This is a genomic window from Streptomyces sp. NPDC006739, assembly GCF_042869815.1.
GTDB lineage: Bacteria > Actinomycetota > Actinomycetes > Streptomycetales > Streptomycetaceae > Streptomyces.
On the sequence record NZ_JBIAGM010000015.1, the window covers coordinates 140,719 to 155,205 of the forward strand.

The window sequence follows — 14,487 nt, forward strand, 5'->3', positions numbered from 1 at the left end:
CGGGGTGTGTTCAGGCCTGCTCCGCGAGGGCCGCGCCGAGGATCTCGCGGGCGGCCGGCAGCGCCTCGGCGCGGTCCGCGGGGACCAGGCCGATCCGGGTGCGCCGGTCGAGCAGGTCGGCGGCGTCGAGCGCGCCCTCGTGACGTACCGCCCACAGCAGCTCGGCCCGGGTCACCGGGTGGCCGGGCAGAACCGGTTCGCCCATCCGGCGGTCGTCCTCGGCCAGGGCGCGGACGGCCACGGCCTCGGTCCCGTGGCGCCGGACCAGGCGCCGCGGAGCGGGCAGGGCGGCGAGCCGGGCCGGCGCGGCGGCGCCGACCAGCGGAAGCGCGGCGGTGGGGGAGGGGCCGGCGGGCAGACGGCGGCCCAGGACCGCGGCGTCCACGGCGTCCTCGGCCATGCGCCGGTAGGTGGTGAGCTTGCCGCCGACCACGGTCACCACACCGTCCGGCGAGGTCAGCACCGCGTGCCGGCGTGAGATGTCGGAGGTGCGGGCCGGCTCCCCGGGGCCGGCCGGCGCGGTGTCCAGCAGCGGGCGCAGCCCGGCGAAGGCGCCCACGACGTCGGCGCGGTGGACCGGGACCTCCAGGACGGAGGCGAGGACGTCGAGCAGGAAGCCGATGTCCGTCTCCGGTACCTCGGGCACATCGGGGACCGGGCCGTCCACTGGTTCGTCGGTGAGGCCGACGTACACCCGGCCGTCGCCCTGCGGCAGGACGAGGACGAAACGGTTGGTCTCGCCGGGGACCGGGATGTGCAGTCCGGCCGGCAGGGCGCCCAGCCGCTCGGCGCGCAGGACCAGATGGGTCCCCCGGGAGGGCCTGATGCGGATGCCGTCGACCAGGTCGCCGGCCCAGACCCCGGAGGCGTTGATCACCGCCCGGGCCCGGATGCCGCCCTCCTCGCCGGTGAGTTCGTCGCGCACCCGGGCGCCCGTACCGGACAGCTCCAGGGCCCTGACCCGGGTGAGGATCCGGGCGCCGTGCGCGGCCGCCGTACGGGCGAGGGCGGTCACCAGGCGGGCGTCGTCGGTGAGCCGGCCGTCCCAGGAGAGCAGGCCCCCGCGCAGGCCGTCGCCGCGCAGGGCCGGGGCCAGCCGGCGGGTCTCCACCGGGGACAGCCGGCGCGGGCCGGGCAGGGTGGCGCGGGCCGTCCGGGCGGCCAGCCGCAGCGTGTCGCCCGCCCGGAAGCCGGCCCGGGCGAGGGCCGCCTGGCCACGCGAGACCAGCGGGGTCAGGGGCAGCACGAACGGCTGCGCGGACACGAGGTGGGGCGCGGTGCGCTCCATCAGCACCCCGCGTTCCACGGCGCTCTCGTGGGCCACGTCGAACTGCCCCGAGGCGAGATAGCGCAGTCCGCCGTGGACCAGTTTCGAGCTCCAGCGCGAGGTGCCGAAGGCCAGGTCGTGGGCGTCGACGGCGACGACCGACAGCCCCCGTGCCGCCGCGTCCAGGGCGGCTCCTGCGCCGGTGGCGCCGAGCCCGACCACCAGGACGTCCACGACCGGTCCGCCGACGGACTCGGCCAGTTCACGCGAGCGGCGGGCGGCGGACAGCGAGGAGCCGGGGACCGGTACGGTCGCGCCCGCCGGACTGCTGGTGGGGCTCATGGGGTGAGGGTCCTCTCCAGGATGGTCCGCAGCTCCCCGAGGAAGGCGGCGGAGGTCAGGTCCGGGTCGTCCTCGTCGGTCATGGTGCGCAGCGACAGCGTGAACGACTGGACGATCAGCAGCAGGGACCGCGCCTGCAGAGCGGCGGGGCGCACCCGCACCGACCCGTCGGCGTGGCCGTCGGCGAGACCGGCGGCCAGCAGCTCCAGCAGGGCCTCCTGGCTCGCCCCCCGGCGGTCGAGCACATAGGGAAGGAGCAGTTCGGGATCCACGTCGACGATCTTGCGGAAGAGCGGGTGGGCGCGGAACGCCTCGACCCCGGCCACGAGTCCGTCGACGACGAGAGCGCGCGCCGGTTCCCCCGGCCGGGGCCCGGGCATGGCACGCGTCGCCGCGTCGACCCACTCACGCGTCATCAGGTCGCCGACCAGGGTGCGGACGTCGGGCCAGCGCCGGTAGAGCGTCATGCGCGAGACGCCCGCGCGGCGGGCCACGTCGGTCAGGGTCGTGCGGCGGACACCGACGGCCAGGACGCAGTCCCGCACCGCGTCGAGGACCGCGTCGCCGTCGCTCTGCCGGCTGCCGTCCCGCCGGCCGCCGCCACGCGGGCCGCCGTCCTGCTGGTTGTGACGAATAGGCGTCATGTGTAACAGTGTAACGCCCCCTGGAGCTACCGATGAGGACGACCGTCATGGACATGTTGTGGAGCGGCTGGGGCGACCCCGCCAAGGCGGCACCGCTGCCCGAGACGGTGACCGGGCTGCTGCGTGACCTGCTGGGAGTCAAGCCACGCGGTACCGAACGGCTCGGGCTGGACGACGTGCCCGTCCCCGCCTCACCCCTCGACGCCGCCGCGCTCCGGGCCCTGTCCGCCGCCGTGGGCGGCGACCCGCACGTCCGTACGGACGCGGAGGCCCGCATCCGGCACACCCGCGGCAAGTCCACCCCCGACCTGCTGCGGATCAGGGCCGGAGACCTCAGCGACGTGCCCGCCGCCGTCGTCCTGCCGGCCGGGCACGACGACGTACTCGCCGTGCTGCGGGTGTGCGCCGAACACCGGCTGGCCGCCGTGCCGTTCGGCGGCGGCACCTCCGTCGTCGGGGGCCTCGCCCCCGCCCGGCGCGGCCCCTTCGTCGCCGTCGACCTGCGCCGCATGGACCGGCTGACCGCCGTCGACCCGGTCTCCCGCACCGCCACCCTGCAGCCCGGTCTGCGCGCCCCCGACGCGGAACGGCTCCTGGCCGAACACGGGTTCACCCTCGGCCACTTCCCGCAGTCCTTCGAGTGGGCCACCATCGGCGGCTTCGCCGCGGCCCGCTCCAGCGGACAGGCCTCCGCCGGTTACGGGCGCTTCGACGACATGGTGCTCGGCCTCACCCTGGCCACCCCCGAGGGCACGGTCGAGGTCGGCCGCGCACCACGCTCCGCCGCCGGCCCGGACCTGCGCCAGCTGATCCTCGGCTCGGAGGGCGCGTTCGGCGTGATCACCTCCGTCACCGTCCGCGTGCGACCGCGGCCCCGCGTCCGCCGCTACGAGGGCTGGCACTTCGCCTCCTTCGAGGAGGGCGGCGCCGCCCTGCGCCGGCTCGCCCAGGACGGCCCCCGGCCCACCGTGCTGCGCCTGTCCGACGAGACCGAGACACTGATCGGACTCGCCCAGCCCGACGCGATCGGAGCCGACGGCCCGCGGCAGAACGCCGGATGCCTCGCCATCGTCGGCCACGAGGGCACCGAGGAGGACACCGCCCACCGCGCCGAGCGGGCCGGCGCCGTCCTGCGCGACGCGGGCGGCACCTACGCCGGGACGGAGCCGGGCGAGCGCTGGGCGCACGGCCGCTACTCGGCGCCGTACCTGCGCGACGCCCTGCTGGACGCCGGGGCCTTCGCCGAGACACTGGAGACGGCCGCGTTCTGGTCGCGGATCCCGCGGCTGTACGCCTCCGTCCGCGACGCGCTGACCACGGCCCTCACCGAGGCCGGCACCCCACCCCTGGTCATGTGCCACATATCCCACGTCTACGAGAACGGCGCCTCGCTGTACTTCACCGTGGTCAGCGCCCAGGGGGACGACCCCGTCGCACACTGGACCCCGGCCAAGGAGGCGGCCAACGAGGCGATCCTCGCCGCGGGCGGCACCATCAGCCACCACCACGGGGTGGGCACCGACCACCGCGACTGGTACGTCCGGGAAGCCGGCCCCCTCGCGGTGGAAGCCCTCCGGGCCGTCAAACGGCGGCTGGACCCGGACCACCTCCTCAACCCGGGTGTCCTCCTGCCCACCGACTGACCCCCTCCCCTCCCCAGCCCGCTCCCTCCCTCCCCGCCCGTCCCGTCCGATCCCGCTCACCGGTTCCCGCACCCCCGCCCCGGAGGCTCACCCATGCGACAGTTCACCGCCGTCGTCAACCCCGCCGCGGGCGGATCCACCGCGGCGGCCGCCCTGCTCCGGGTGGCCCGGGTGCTGCGCGAGGCCGGGGCCACGCTGGAGACGGAGTACAGCCGCAGCCTCGCCCACGCCCAGGACATCGCACGCGGCGCCGGGGAGCGCGGACGGGTGGTCCTCGCCGTCGGCGGCGACGGCATCGCCGGCGGCATCGGCGGGGCGCTGAGCGGCACCGACACCGTCCTCGGCCTCGTCCCGGCCGGCCGGGGCAACGACTTCGCCCGGGCCCTGGACCTGCCCGCCGAGCCCGCCGCCCTGGCCCGGATCCTGCTCGACGCGAAACCGCGCCCGGTCGACACCGTCGAGGTGTGCTCCGCCGTCCACGACCGGACGGTCGTCCTCGGCAGCGTGTACGCGGGCGTCGACGCGCTGGCCAACCGCCACGCCAACCAGGCCCGGCTGCTGCGCGGCGCCGCCTCCTACTACGCGGGCGGCCTGCGCGCCGTCACCACCTGGCGCCCGGCCGTCTACCGGGTCACCGTCGACGGACGCGAGCACACCCACCGCGGCTACACCGTCGTGGCCGCCAACTCCCCCTACTACGGCTCCGGCCGCATGATCGCCCCAGGGGCCCGCGTCGACGACGGCCTCCTGGAGGTCGTGATGATCCGCGAGGCCCCGCGCCGCCTGTTCTTCACCCTGATGAACGAGCTGAGGTCGGGCGCGCACGTCGAGCGGCCCGAGGTCACGATCGTGCGGGGCCGCGAGATCCGCGTCGAGGCCGACCGCCCGGTGCCCTACGGCGCCGACGGCGAGGTGGAGGCGACGCTGCCGGTGACCGTCAGGGTCCTGCCGGGCGCGCTGAGGATGCTGCGCTGACGGCGCCGGCCAAGGCGGTGGCGTCCTGGTACTGCCGGCGGACGTGGCGTCCGGCACCGCCGAGGCACCACCGCCCGGGGGCGAGGCGGCATGCCGTGCCGCCTCGCCCCCGGTCCCCCGCCCCCCCCGGCCGCCGACCCTGGCCCCGTCGCACAGTCGGTCGGCGGCCCCCGGCCACCAGCAGGGCCACCCAGCTCCCCCGCACACCGCCGGTGTTGCCTCTCACCCGGTCCTTCGACCCGTTCACGTCCTTCGGATCCACGACCGTAGGGGTTGGCGGCCGAAGGGGCCTCGGTGAAAACACGTAGCCCGCTACGGATTCCGCACCGGCCGCTCGCAGGTGACGTCGGCGGCCGGCAGGCGGCCGGTGGCGAGGTAGGCGACGACCGTGGTGTCGACACAGGAGCTGCCGAAGACACCGAACACGGCGTGCTGGTCCGCGCCGCGCAGGGTGACCAGGCGGGAGGAGGGCCACCGGCGGTGCGTCGCCCGCCCGCGCGCCCCGGTAGGTGGTGCGCGGGTCGCCGGTCGCGTTGACGAGCAGGGCCGACAGGTCGTCCCGGATCATGGTCGGGCGCTCGCGCGGCGGGTCCCAGAACGCGCACGGTCCGATGTCGTCGGCCACGGGAGCGAACAACGGGTCCTCGGCCCGGGAGCGTTGCACGTCCCGCCAGTAGACGTCCGGGTCGCGCGGCGCGGCCCGGTCGCCGTACAGGATCGACGTCTGCGCACTGCCGTAGGAGGAGTCGGAGCCGGTCAGCAGGAAGCCGAGGGAGTCGGCCAGCCAGGGCGACGGGGTGACGGGGTGGCCGTCCGCCGCGCGGCGCATGTCGCGCACCGCCCGCGCGAGATCGCCGTAGGCCGCGTCGTTGTCCTGCGAGAGGCCGTTGAAGACGAGCACCGGCACGATCCGGTCGTCCACCCGGTACCCGCCGAGCCGCAGCGGCGTGTGCCCGGCGGCCACCCGCACTTGGTCGACGGCCGCCAGCACCGCGCCGCGGGTGCGGCCCAGCCCGTACGTCGCGTCGCGGGCGGCGGCCCACGCGGCCCAGTCACCGAGCGCGTGCCGGTTGGCCGCTTCCGTGCCGTGCAGCAGCCGGGGGCCGTAGCGGTCGGGGTCGATCACACCGTCGAGGACGACCCGGCCGGTACGCTCCGGGAACATGGTGGCGTACACCTCGCCGAGGTAACTGCCGTACGAGTAGCCGAGATAGGAGATGCGGCGCTCGCCGAGCGCGGCCCGGACGACGTCCATGTCCCGCGCGGTGTTCCGGGTGGTGGCGTACGGCAGCAGGTCGCCCGCGTAGGCGCGGCAGCGGCGGGCCAGGTCCTCGGCGAAGGCGGTCGTACGGTCGAAGGCGGCCCGGTCGCGGCCCGCGCCGCGGAACGCGGAGCCGGTGGGCCAGTGGCAGTTCAGCGGGGTGCTGCGGCCGACGAAGCGCGGGTCCACGCCCACCACGTCGTAGCGTCCGCCGGTGTCCCGCATGGCCTCAGCCCCCGTGGCGAGGTGGTGGGTCCCCCCTCCCGACGCCGACGTCCCTCGCCGCAGGGCCGCGCCGGGCACGAACCCGATTCCCGCTGTGCCGCGAACCGATCACCGGTTACGCTCCCTCCGCGCGCAGGCGGCGCGCAGGGTCGGGGTGGGGGAGATGGTCGACGGTTTCGCCGAATCCGGGCAGGGCACGAAGGCCTGGGCCCAGGCGGTCGCGGCGGTGGTACTGGTCGGAGGACTGGCGGGGGTCTTCTGGGCCCTGCAGAAGGCCGACCGGCAGAAGGCCGCCGAACCCGCTGTCTGTTCGAGCACGCATGACAGGACCGTGCCGGCGCGGTACGTCTCGGGAGCCCGGCTGTGCGAGGCGCTGAACCGCGCCGACCTGCCCGTGCTGCTCGGCACGCCGCTGGAGCACGCGGAGACCGCCGACGGCAGCGAGAGCTGGACCACGCTCGCCGGTGGCACCAAGTACGCCACGCCCGAGGCCGACGTCACGCTCAAGACGTACTCGGTCAGGCTCTCGGCGTCCTACGACGACCTCCCGGTGGCCGACGCGGCCCGACTGCTCGGCGGTTCCGCCCAGAGGAGGACGGTCCTGGGGCACCCGGCGGTCCTGTACTCGGACCGGACCATCGCCCTGTCCTTCCACGACGGCAAGGCCGACTCGGGCCCCGGCGGCATCGCGCGCGGTGTGCTGGTCTCCAGGGACACGAAGGACGGCGGGGGTTGTTTCGAGGTGGTCATCTGGCGCCAGGACGATGTGCCGCCCGACGACACGGCGCTGCTGCGGCTGGCCGAGCGGGTGCTGCCGACGATCCCCGGCTGGACCGGCGGCGAGCGGCCCCCGGCGGGCGGCCAGGACTCCCGGAAGGGAACCTCGGCCGCCTGGACCAGGGCACTCGCCGCCGGCGGGCCGCCGCGGCCGTTCAGGCGTCCTTGCGGGCCACCCCGCCGTAGATGCCGATCGGCGGGGTGCCCCGCGGCGCGGGCTGCTCCGGGCGCCAGTCCGTGACCTTGACCAGGCCGGGGTCGACCAGCGTGAAGTCGCCGAAGAAGTCCAGTACCTCGGCGTGGGTGCGGAGGTTCAGACTGGCGGTGGCGGCGTTGTACACGGCCGCCGCGTCCTCGCGGTGGTCGTCGTGGACGTCCCCCGTCGCATGCGACAGGACCAGGTAGGAGCCGGCCGGCAGCGCGTCGCGCAGGGTGGCGACGACCGCGTACGGGTCGTCGCCGGCGGCGAGGAAGTGCACGACGGCCACCAGCAGCACGGCCACCGGCCGGCCGAAGTCGATGGCCCGGCGCACCTCGGGGTGGTCGAGGACGGCCCGGGGGTCCCGAAGGTCGGCCAGGACCACGGAGGTGTCGGCACGGTCCATCAGGGCCATCGAGTGGGAGCTGACGATCGGATCGTTGTCGACGTAGACGACGCGGGTCTCGGGAGCGATGGCGTGCGCGATCTGGTGCACGTTGGGCTCGGTGGGCAGGCCCGTGCCCACGTCGAGGATCTGCCGCACGCCGCCCTCGGCGACCACGTGCCGGACGGCCCGGTGCATGAAGTGCCGGTTGGCCCGGACGCCGGCCCGCACCTCGGGGGCCACCTTGATGAACTGCTCGGCGGCCTCCCGGTCGACCGGGTAGTTGTCCTTCCCGCCGAGGAAGTAGTCGTACATCCGGGCCGGGTGCGGCTTGCTGGTGTCGATCCGGTACGGGTGAGCGCCGCTGCCGTCGCTGCTGGGGGAGGTCATGATGCCTGGCTCCGTCCTGGACTCGTCCCGCGACCGGATGAACCGCAGTGACTGACTGTCGAACATCATCTTGGCATGTCCGGGAGGCGGCCCCCGCCCCCGGCATAGCCCCAAGTGGGCGCGTGTGCCCGGTAGTTCGCGGCTCGGCAGCGGCGGCTCCCGTCACGCCCCGCAGCGCAGCGGACCCCCGTTGAAGGTCACCGCGTCGGTGAGCGCCGCCACCAGGTCAGGCTCCTTGCCGTCGGCGTCGGCGTAGGCCCGGTGCAGGTTGAGCACGATCCGCTCGGCGTCCGGCCAGGCGGCGAACTCGCCCAGGTCGCAGGTGCGGGCTGCTTCCAGCGGGCTGAGGCCCTCGCGCCGGCCGTGCCTCGCGGTGTCCTCGACCAGGCGGTAGTAGCGGGCGTGCGCGTCCAGCACGCCGTCGATCAGGTCACCGGTCACCAGCGGCCCGTGTCCTGGCACGAGGTGCTCGGCCCCGAAGTCCGCCATCCAGTCCAGCGACCGCAGCGCCCCCTCCAGCGAGCCCATGAGGATCATCGGGGTGACCTGGTGGAAGACCAGGTCGCCGGTGAACAGCACGCGTTCCTCCGGCAGCCAGGCCACGAGATCACCGGCCGTGTGCGCGGGGTGGCCGGGGTGGCGGACCACCACCCGGCGGTCCCCGGTGTGCAGCGTGAGGTCGCCGTCCGGGACCACCGTCGGCGCCCGGTGCTCCCGGATGCCCCACACGGGGGTGGGCGCCCAGACCGGCGGGGTGGCGGTGAGGAGCGTGTCGGCGAGAATGCCCCGCCTGGTCTCCTCGTGCCCGACGATCAGCGTGGTCTCGGGCAGCAGGGCGTTGCCGTGCGTGTGGTCCCCGTGCAGATGGGTGTTGACCGCGGCCCGGATCGGCGCCCCGCCGCTCGCCTTCTCCACGGCGGACAGGAACGCGGTGGTGCGCTCCGCCGTGGCACAGGTGTCGACCAGGATGGTCCCCTCGTCACCGGTGACCGCTCCGGCGTTGTTGATCCACCAGGTGCCGTCCTCCTGGATCCAGGCGTGGACCCCGTCCACGACGGTGACGAGCCGTCCCTCGAGTGCGTCGGCCACAGCGGTTGCGTCCTTCCGGATCGGGCTTGGTGAAACGGGAGTTGCGCGAGGTGAGGAGCTTACGTGACGTCCCGCTCCCTCCGGGCACCCGTCCCTCCGGGCACCCGTCCCGCCGCCGCGCGGGCCGCCGCGCTACGAGGCGCTCGGGGCCGGGACAGGACCCATGCCCCGGAGCTGACGGACGGTCCCGCCGAGCCTGGGCCGGAAACGCTCCAGCATCTCCGGCCGGGCGCCGACCACCCAGCGGGAACCCACCAGGTACGTGCCGCCGTACCCGCCGGCGGCGTCGAGCCAGGTCTCCTTCAACCGCTCCTCGGGGAACGTGGTGATGACATAGTCCCCCTCCCTCGTACGGCAGACGCCCTCGCGCAGCTCCCGCGCCGAGAAGCGGATCCTGGGCTCGCAGCCGGTCAGGGCGGCGATCACCTCGACCTTCGCCGGTGCCACGACCCCCGCCTCGGGCGCGGCGGTCACCGAGGTCACCGCCGGCCTCTTCCGGTCCTCGGCCTCGCTCTCCCCGTCCCCCGCGCCGCACGCCGTGGCCAGGGGAAGGAGAACCAGACTGCCGGTCACCGCGGCGCCGCGCATCAGACGGGCGGGGTATTGGGTGCGACCGGTGCGTCCTCGTGATGACTGCTGGGGCACGTTCGACTCCGAATCCGCGTGGTTCCGCCCGCGCCGGCGGACAGACGTACGACAGGCCATACGGGCGCCCCCCTACGCGCGTTCAGCCCACTCGGCTTTCCTTCACACCGTCTCCCGTCACGCCGTCCGCCTTCACACCGGTTCGGTCACCGGTCGTTTCCGTCACCGCTTCCATCACCTTCTCGATCAGCAGGCCGTTCTCCTGGTCCGCGGCTCCCTGCACCGAGAACCGGCTGCGGACGTACGCGTAGGCGAGGCCGTGGGCCGGGCTGGCGAAGGCGAGGGCTCCGGCCGCCCCCGCGTGGCCGAACGCGTCGGGGCCGAGCGGCGGATAGCGGCCGTCGAAGGTCTGGAACCCCAGGGCGAAGCCGCTCTCGACCTCGCCGACCAGGTCGAGGCCCGCCGAGTGCGGCCGGGCGAACTCCGCCATCGTGTCCGGGGTGAGCAGTGGCGGTGTCCCGTCGAGTCCGCTGACGACCGCCGCGTACGCACCGGCCGCGCCGCGCGCGGAGGCCACCCCGCCCGCCGATCCCTGGCCGAGGGCCCGGGTGCGCCGGAAGTTGGGGAAGACGGACAGGTCCGGCATGTGCCGGGTGCTGAAGGCGATGGCGAGCAGCTTCCCGGGTTCCGGGGCGTCGCCGGCCGGTCCGGGCTCCGGAGGCGCCGGCTGGACCGGCAGATACCGGGCTTCCAGCGGCTCGGGCAGCCCGAGATAGAAGTCGAGCCCGTGCGGGCGGCGCACCCGCCGCTCCCACCAGTCCCGCAGGGTCCGCCCGGTGGCGCTGCGCACGACCTCCCCGGTCAGGGCGGCGATCACCAGCCCGTGGTAGCCGAAGGCGGTGCCGGGTTCCCAGTACGGGGCCTGCGCCGCGAGGCGTGCGGCGAGCAGGCTGTCGTCGGCCAGCTCGTCGATCGTGAACTGCTCCTCCACGCCGACGACGCCGGCCTGGTGTGACAGCAGCTGTCGTAACGTGATCGCGGACTTCCCGGCCTGCCCGAACTCGGGCCAGTACGACGCCACCGGCCGGTCGAGTTCGAGTACGCCGTCCTGGACGAGCAGTGCCACGACGAGGTGTGCCGCGCCCTTGCTCACGGAGAAGACGCCGGTGAGCGTGTCCGCGCGCACCCCCTGCCCGGCCCACAGGTCCACCACCCGCCGGCCGTCCCGGTAGACCGCCAGCTGCTGTCCGCACGGCAGGGGCTGGGATCCCACCACCTGGAGGAAGGCGTCACGCACCCCTTCGTAGCCGGCGTCCACGTGCCCCCGCGCGAGCCGCGCGCTCCCACCAGTCATCCTGACCCTCCTCTGGACAGCGGAGAAAGGGCTTGCCCCCTCTCCGGCGGTGATCCGTCTCCAGCGGAGATCCTCGCGCGTTCCGGGCGCCGCCGCTGGGCGATCCGTGAAGACGTGCGCGCGCACGGCGGCTCGCGTCGGACGGCCGGGCGCTCGACCGGACGAGGTCAGGCCCTCCCGTGCGCCTCCTGGGAGCGCCGGGACAGCGAGTCGATGACCACGGCGGCGAAGAGGACCCCGCCCGTGATCACGAACTGGACGGCGGTGGGGGTGTCCGTGAGCGCCATGCCCGAGGCGATCGACTGGATGACCAGCATGCCGAGCACCGCCGACCAGGTCGTACCGCGTCCGCCGAAGAGGCTGGTGCCGCCGATGACCGCCGCCGCGATGGCGTTGAGCAGCAGCACGCCCGAGCCCGAGGTCTGGCTCACCGAGGTGATGCGGGAGGCCAGGAACAGCCCGCCGATCGCGGCCATGGTGCCCGAGACCGCGAGCACCGCCGTCTGGACCCGGGTGACGCTGAGGCTGGCGCGGCGGGCGGCCTCGACACCGCCGCCCAGGGCGTAGACCTGCCGCCCGTAGTGCGTGCGGCGCAGCACGACGTCGAGGCCGGCCACCACCACGAGGAAGATCAGGAGGGCCAGCGGCAGCCCCTGGAACCGGTTGAGCAGATACGCGGCGGCGAACGCGACCACCGCGAGCACTCCCGTGCGGACCGCGATCTCCCGCGGTGAGCGGTACGGCATGCCGACCGCCCTGCGGCGCCTCGTGCCCAGGTAGGACACGAGGAAGACCATGCCCGTGGCGAGGGCGGCGAGGCCGTAGGCGGCGGCGTCGTCGGTGAAGTAGTAGCTGGTCAGGTTGGCGACGAGCCCGTTCTCGTCGAGATTGACGGTGCCGCTGTCCCCGAGGATGTAGAGCATGAGGCCGTTCCAGGTGAGCAGTCCGGCGAGGGTGACGACGAAGGCGGGCACACGGGTCCTGGCGAAGGAGAACCCCTGCATGGCCCCGGTCACGGTGCCGGTGAGCACGGCGAGGACGAGGGCGAGCCATTCCGGCATTCCGTCGTTCACGTTCAGCACGGCGAAGACCGCCGCCGCGAGGCCGCTGATCGAGCCGACCGACAGGTCCAGCTCACCGAGGAGCAGTACGAAGACGATGCCGACCGCGATCAGGCCGGTGCCCACGATGTCCACGCTGAGGTTGGACAGGTTCCGGGGCGAGAGGAAGTTGTCGTTGAGGGACTGGAAGATGATCCAGACCGTGGCGAGCACCAGGACGACGGGCAGCGAGCCCAGTTCCCCGGCGCTGAGCCGGTGCCGGAAGGCGCCGAGCCAGCCCTCCACGGTACGGGCGGCCGCCCTTCCCCGGTGGGGCCGGCGGGACCGGGCGGGGGTGGTGTCCGGTTCGGTCCGGGTGTTGTCCGCCATGTCGCGCATCCCTTTCACCAGCCCTGCTCGCGGTGTGCCATCCGGCGAGGGGCGTTCTGCGTGGCGCCGGTGATGGAGGAGATGATCTGTTCGTGGGACGTGGTGTTCACGTCGAAGAAGCCGTTGTTGCGGCCGAGCCGCAGTACGGCGGCCCGGTCCGCGAGCGCCTTGACATCGCCCATGTTGTGGCTGATGAGCAGCACGGCCAGACCGCGGTCGCGCAGTTCGTCGACGAGGTCCAGGACCTCGGCGGTCTGTTCGAAGCCCAGCGCGGCGGTCGGCTCGTCCAGCAGGACCACCCGTGGGTCGCCGAGGAGCGAGCGGGCGATGGCGACCGTCTGGCGCTGACCGCTGGACAGTGAGACGACCGGGCCCCGCAGATCCGGGATGTTCCTGGTCAGCCGTCCGAGCAGCTGCCTGGTGCGGCGCTCCATCTCCACCTCGTCCAGGAACCCGAACCTGCGGATCTCCCGGCCGAGGAACAGGTTGCCGACGACGTCGAGGTTCCCGCACAGCGCGAGGTCCTGGTAGACGGTGGCGATGCCCAGGTCCCGGGCGTCGTGCGGGCGCCTGATGTGGACGGTACGGCCCTCCCACTCGATGACGCCACGGTCCGCCGGGGAGACCCCGGAGATCACTTTGATCAGGGTGGACTTGCCGGCCCCGTTGTCGCCCAGCAGGGCGACCACCTGGCCGGCGTGGAGCTCCAGCTCGATGTCCTTGAGGACCTCGACGATTCCGTAGCGCTTGCACACGCCGTGCAGCGCCAGCAGGGGAGGAGTCGGCACGGCAACTGTCTCCTTCCGGGCCCCGAGGGCGGGACCGGCCTGTCAGGTCAGCCCGGCCTTCCTGCAGGCGTCCCCGAGCTGCGGGGTGCAGATCTGCCGGGTGGTGTAGACACCTTCCTTCACCAGGGTGTCCTCGACGTTGGCGGCGGTCACCGACACCGGGGTCAGCAGGACGGCCGGAACCGTCCTTCCGTCGCGGGGTGTCACCTTGCCCGTGGCGAACCGGGCGAGGCTCTGGCCACGGGCCGCGGCCACCGCCATGGCGCCGCCCGCCGAGGCTTCGGGCTTGAAGGACTTGTACACGGTCATGTACTGATCACCGGCGATGATCCGCCGTACGGCCGCGAGTTCCGCGTCCTGCCCCGTCACCGGGGGCAGCGGGTGGACCTTGTTCGCCTTGAGGGCGGCGATGCTGCCGGCGGCGAGGCCGTCGTTGGCGGCGTACACCCCGTCGATGTGGTCGACGCCGAGGGCGGAGATGGCGCCGGACATGTTCGTGTTGGCGGTCTCCGCCCGCCACTGCAGGGTGTCGTAGGACTCGCCGATCCTCACCTTCCCGCTCAGCACGGACAGCGCGCCCTGCTTGAACGCCACCGCGTTGGGGTCGCTGGGGTCGCCGTTCATCATGACGATCTGGGGTGTGTGTCCCCTGGTGCCCATCGCCTGCAGCAGGGCCGTGCCCTGCAGCCGGCCGACCTCCTGGCCGTCGAAGGAGACGTAGCCCGAGATGGGCCCCTCGGCGAGGCGGTCGTAGGCGATGACCGGGATGTGGGCGTTGTCCGCCTTCCTGACCGCGGTACCCAGTGAGCGGGCGTCCACGGCCACGAGCACGATGGCGCTGACCCGTTTGGTGATCAACGAGTCCATCTGCTCCTGCTGGACGGCCACGTCACCCTTGGCGTTGGCGTGCTCGACCGTGCACTCGTGGCAGAGCTCCCTGATCTTCTTCTCCAGCAGCGGCCGGTCCTGTGTCTCCCAGCGGGCCGTGGTGGCGTCGGGCAGCAGCAGACCGATCTCCGGCGCGTTCCCGCCGCCGGAGGGGCTCTGCCCGCCCTGACCGCAGGCCGCGAGAGCGAGGGCCGTCGAGACCGCGGTCAGCGCGAGGGCCGCGTCCCGTGTCCAGGCCTCCATGC

General features: G+C 74.0%; 13 protein-coding genes and 1 pseudogene. 3 read left to right on the forward strand and 11 right to left on the reverse strand.

What is annotated here, in order from left to right; genetic code table 11:
- Nucleotides 1–10 precede the first annotated feature (10 nt).
- The gene (locus ACFYMM_RS28100) at nt 11–1,609 is read right to left on the reverse strand and encodes a glycerol-3-phosphate dehydrogenase/oxidase (RefSeq protein ID WP_388391241.1); all 1,599 of its coding nucleotides are present in this window, start codon (nt 1,607–1,609) and stop codon (nt 11–13) included.
- Complete coding sequence (locus tag ACFYMM_RS28105) at nt 1,606–2,253, reverse strand: TetR/AcrR family transcriptional regulator (protein ID WP_388391243.1); 648 nt, start codon at nt 2,251–2,253, stop codon at nt 1,606–1,608. The genes ACFYMM_RS28100 and ACFYMM_RS28105 overlap by 4 nt, the downstream gene beginning before the upstream one ends.
- Nucleotides 2,254–2,300: 47 nt before the next feature.
- Here ACFYMM_RS28105 and ACFYMM_RS28110 point away from each other — a divergent pair, with 47 nt between their 5' ends.
- Both ACFYMM_RS28110 and ACFYMM_RS28115 read left to right on the forward strand, forming a co-directional pair.
- Nucleotides 2,301–3,896 (forward strand): FAD-binding oxidoreductase, encoded by a 1,596-nt coding sequence (locus ACFYMM_RS28110; protein WP_388391437.1) that lies wholly within the window; start codon nt 2,301–2,303, stop codon nt 3,894–3,896.
- Between the two features lie 93 nt (nt 3,897–3,989).
- Nucleotides 3,990–4,871, forward strand: coding sequence for a YegS/Rv2252/BmrU family lipid kinase (locus ACFYMM_RS28115; protein WP_388391245.1), 882 nt, complete (start codon nt 3,990–3,992; stop codon nt 4,869–4,871).
- 312 nt (nt 4,872–5,183) lie between these two features.
- On the opposite strand, the gene ACFYMM_RS28120 is transcribed toward ACFYMM_RS28115, so the two are convergent.
- Nucleotides 5,184–5,330, reverse strand: a complete 147-nt coding sequence (locus ACFYMM_RS28120) for an alpha/beta hydrolase (protein WP_388391439.1) — start codon at nt 5,328–5,330, stop codon at nt 5,184–5,186.
- Between the two features lie 640 nt (nt 5,331–5,970).
- Nucleotides 5,971–6,357 (reverse strand): annotated as a pseudogene (locus ACFYMM_RS28125) (alpha/beta fold hydrolase); the annotation flags it as partial.
- A 163-nt stretch (nt 6,358–6,520) separates the two neighbouring features.
- Between ACFYMM_RS28125 and ACFYMM_RS28130 the strand changes: the two are divergent.
- Nucleotides 6,521–7,375 (forward strand): DUF6215 domain-containing protein, encoded by an 855-nt coding sequence (locus ACFYMM_RS28130; RefSeq protein ID WP_388391247.1) that lies wholly within the window; start codon nt 6,521–6,523, stop codon nt 7,373–7,375.
- On the opposite strand, the gene ACFYMM_RS28135 is transcribed toward ACFYMM_RS28130, so the two are convergent.
- From ACFYMM_RS28135 to ACFYMM_RS28165, 7 genes are all read right to left on the reverse strand, one after another.
- Nucleotides 7,290–8,108 (reverse strand): SAM-dependent methyltransferase, encoded by an 819-nt coding sequence (locus tag ACFYMM_RS28135; RefSeq protein ID WP_388391249.1) that lies wholly within the window; start codon nt 8,106–8,108, stop codon nt 7,290–7,292. The genes ACFYMM_RS28130 and ACFYMM_RS28135 overlap by 86 nt on opposite strands.
- 162 nt (nt 8,109–8,270) lie before the next feature.
- A complete protein-coding gene (locus tag ACFYMM_RS28140; RefSeq protein WP_388391251.1) occupies nt 8,271–9,197 on the reverse strand; it encodes an MBL fold metallo-hydrolase in 927 nt (308 codons plus the stop codon).
- Nucleotides 9,198–9,329: 132 nt separating this feature from the next.
- Nucleotides 9,330–9,785, reverse strand: coding sequence for a hypothetical protein (locus tag ACFYMM_RS28145; RefSeq protein WP_388391441.1), 456 nt, complete (start codon nt 9,783–9,785; stop codon nt 9,330–9,332).
- Nucleotides 9,786–9,924: 139 nt separating this feature from the next.
- Nucleotides 9,925–11,136 carry a serine hydrolase domain-containing protein gene (locus tag ACFYMM_RS28150; RefSeq protein ID WP_388391253.1) on the reverse strand — a complete coding sequence of 404 codons (1,212 nt, stop codon included), beginning with the start codon at nt 11,134–11,136 and terminating at the stop codon, nt 9,925–9,927.
- Nucleotides 11,137–11,303: 167 nt separating this feature from the next.
- On the reverse strand, nt 11,304–12,575 hold the full coding sequence (locus ACFYMM_RS28155; RefSeq protein WP_388391255.1) for a sugar ABC transporter permease: 1,272 nt from the start codon (nt 12,573–12,575) through the stop codon (nt 11,304–11,306).
- A 5-nt stretch (nt 12,576–12,580) separates the two neighbouring features.
- Complete coding sequence (locus ACFYMM_RS28160; protein ID WP_388391257.1) at nt 12,581–13,354, reverse strand: ATP-binding cassette domain-containing protein; 774 nt, start codon at nt 13,352–13,354, stop codon at nt 12,581–12,583.
- Between the two features lie 42 nt (nt 13,355–13,396).
- Nucleotides 13,397–14,485, reverse strand: a complete 1,089-nt coding sequence (locus tag ACFYMM_RS28165) for a sugar ABC transporter substrate-binding protein (protein WP_388391258.1) — start codon at nt 14,483–14,485, stop codon at nt 13,397–13,399.
- Nucleotides 14,486–14,487 lie beyond the last annotated feature (2 nt).